This is a genomic window from Sphaerospermopsis kisseleviana CS-549 (assembly GCF_028329225.1).
GTDB classification, from domain to species: domain Bacteria; phylum Cyanobacteriota; class Cyanobacteriia; order Cyanobacteriales; family Nostocaceae; genus Sphaerospermopsis; species Sphaerospermopsis kisseleviana.
In genome coordinates this window covers 1-2,773 of record NZ_JAQMTI010000211.1, presented here as the reverse complement: position 1 = coordinate 2,773, position 2,773 = coordinate 1, and the positions used below count along the sequence as shown (strand labels likewise).

The following is a 2,773-nucleotide window of genomic DNA, read 5'->3' as shown; positions in this document are numbered from 1 at the left end:
TCTAAAATCTAAAATCTAAAATCTAAAATCTAAAATCTAAAATCTAAAATCTAAAATCTAAAATCTAAAATCTAAAATCTAAAATCTAAAATCTAAAATCTAAAATCTAAAATCTAAAATTTTTCTCCCCAATTCCCAATTAATAAAAAATGTAGAGACGCTACCTGGAACGTCCCTACAAATTAATTAGCTTATTTCAACGCTAACCGCTTGCAAAAACTGACAATTAATAATGTGCAATTGAAAATTACCTATCCTTGAAAGAAAAAAGATTGACTTGTCCAATGGAAAACTTTGATCTTTTTCCGCTGAAGAAAGGGAGACTTGAAGAATGGGTCAATTATCAATTATCAATTATGAATTGGTAAATTAGCGAGATTTAGCCGTAGTTTTTCCGTCACCAGACTGAGCTTGTTGAAGTAACTGTGGTAGTAACTGCTCTAGTTTTTGCGCTGTTTGTTCTTCTTGCTGCAAATTCTGTTGTAGCAACTGTACCACTTGGTTTTGTCCCATCTGTTCAGCACCTTTGATCAAGCACCGATAACAAGCAATTTCCAAATGTTCTACTACTAACTGTCCACCTGCTATTCCCTGTTCGAGAATTTTTGGACTGTCAGCAGCCAAAAGCATGAATTTTTGACCGTCACTGATCACACCAGCAGCAGCATCACAAGTAACTCGTTGTGGTTGTTGTCCCAGAGTGGTGAAAACCTGCTCTAAATTTCTAATTTGTTGCTCAGTTTCGCGGATGTGTGTCTCAATTAAAGACTTCAATTGATTGTTTTGACAACATTGCCACATCATCTGTTGAGCTTCTAAAAAGCGATGTTCAGCATCATACATCGCACCAATTTCGTAAATGAACTTATCTTGTGAGCTAGAGATTTTTTTTACGCCAGGACGTTCGCTGAGTTGAACCATTGTTTTTCTCCTGAAGGTTAAACGCTGTTTCCAACAGTCGTTCCTTATAACCCTACGTTTAGCCTTCAGTATTCTCTTCATACCTAAGATACAGTTTATATGTTACATATAACGGCTATTTTTGTAGACAAACATAAGACTTGGGGTAGATTTGGTTGATTAAGTTAAAGTAAAGATAGGTAAAGATAGTGATTTCATATAAATGACTGCTCCCAACTTAGAGATAATTTCTACTCAGTTAGAAAGTCCAAATTTGCGCGATCGCATGGTAGCCCTTGCCAACCTCCGCGATATTCCCTCAGAAGATGCTGTACCTTTGATTAAAAAGGTCTTGGATGATGAATCTCTGCAACTGCGCTCAATGGCTGTATTTGCTTTAGGTATCAAACAAACTCCAGAATGTTATCCTATTCTGGTGCGGATTTTGGAAACTGACCCAGATTATGGTATCCGTGCTGACGCTGCCGGTGCTTTGGGTTATTTGGGTGATAATAGAGCAGTTGAGGCACTATCACGGGCATTTTATGAAGATACAGATTGGTTAGTTAGATTTAGTGCTGCTGTGGCGTTAGGTAATATTAAAGACTCCCGCGCCCATGATATTTTAATTCAAGCACTGAATAGCCAAGAAGTAGTCATCCAACAAGCTGCTATTTCAGCTTTGGGAGAAATTAAATCTATTGAATCTGTAGATCACATCCTGCGCTTTGCCCAAGCCGAAGATTGGTTAGTGCGGCAACGTCTAGCAGAAGCTTTGGGTAATCTCCCTACTCCCAAGAGTGTTTCAGCCTTGAAATACTTAGAAAAAGATAGTCATCCTCATGTTGCCCAAGCTGCGACGATTTCCCTCAAGAGACTAAAAGAAATAGAAAATCAAGTTTAGGCAACGCTTCCTGTTAACGTTTAATAATAAAAGTGGGATTGTTTGTATTTTGAGCCAGGATAATTCGATTCATGAATATTGAAGAGTTTTTTGAGCTAAGTGCTGGGAAATGGTTCTCTCACCGTACAAGTCACCATTTGGCCTTTAAGCAATCAGAAGATGGTAAATCAGACATCGTGATTGAAATGCTGGCCGCAGATCATCCAGAAGTGATCAAACTGTGTGAACAGTATGAAGTTCATCCCAGTACAGCTTCCTGTGGTGCAAGAGTTACCTGGAAGGGAACAATGGAATGGGATGAAGAAAAACACGAAGGTTCTACGGTTTTAGTTACCGTACCTGATGCAGATAAACCCGGAGAAGGTAAGTTACTGCGAGAAATGGGTTATGCAGAAAAAGCACCCGTAGCAGGAACTTACAAAATGGGTGATGATGGTGCTTTAACTTTAATTACTGAGTATGAAACCATGTGGTCTGAGGAAAGACTGTGGTTTGCTAGTCCTAATCTGCGGATGCGGGTAAGTGTCCTCAAGCGGTTTGGTGGTTTTAGTATGGCTTCTTTCACTTCTGAGATTCGCATGGGGGCGACGGAAGCATCTAAAAAAGCGATGGCAGCAGCTAATACAGTTAATACAGTTAACGCCAGCGCCGGTTAACACATTAGACATCTCCGAAAATTACATAGGGCTTGCTGAGAAAGTCTTTCCGTGAGGGCATAGGAGTCAGGAGTCAGGAGTCAGGAGTCAGGAGTCAGGAGGAGATTGGAAAATTTCTTTGCCATCTCTTGAAATCCCAAAAAATGCACACTTTTTATCTGCATTAATCTCGGCCGTTTTGATCACGAATGGCGCACATCCGTATTCAATGTCCCATAGTGTGATTGGTCTTGATGGTAATTCTTGACATACCTGTTTTAACTGCCATACCGCCTTGTCTATAGGATTTTCCCAACTTGTAATTCTTTCATGT

At 39.6% G+C, this 2,773-nt stretch carries 3 protein-coding genes and 1 pseudogene; 2 read left to right on the top strand and 2 right to left on the bottom strand.

Annotation, left to right across the window (positions count from 1 at the left end; translation table 11 throughout):
• Positions 1–369 precede the first annotated feature (369 nt).
• Positions 370–921 (bottom strand): YciE/YciF ferroxidase family protein, encoded by a 552-nt coding sequence (locus PN497_RS17005; RefSeq protein ID WP_096566173.1) that lies wholly within the window; start codon positions 919–921, stop codon positions 370–372.
• 202 nt (positions 922–1,123) lie between these two features.
• Here PN497_RS17005 and PN497_RS17000 point away from each other — a divergent pair, with 202 nt between their 5' ends.
• Positions 1,124–1,804 (top strand): HEAT repeat domain-containing protein, encoded by a 681-nt coding sequence (locus tag PN497_RS17000; RefSeq protein WP_096566175.1) that lies wholly within the window; start codon positions 1,124–1,126, stop codon positions 1,802–1,804.
• 71 nt (positions 1,805–1,875) lie between these two features.
• A complete protein-coding gene (locus PN497_RS16995) occupies positions 1,876–2,460 on the top strand; it encodes a phycobiliprotein lyase (RefSeq protein ID WP_096566177.1) in 585 nt (194 codons plus the stop codon).
• 87 nt (positions 2,461–2,547) lie between these two features.
• On the opposite strand, the pseudogene PN497_RS16990 reads toward PN497_RS16995, so the two are convergent.
• Positions 2,548–2,773 (bottom strand): annotated as a pseudogene (locus PN497_RS16990) (hypothetical protein); the annotation flags it as partial.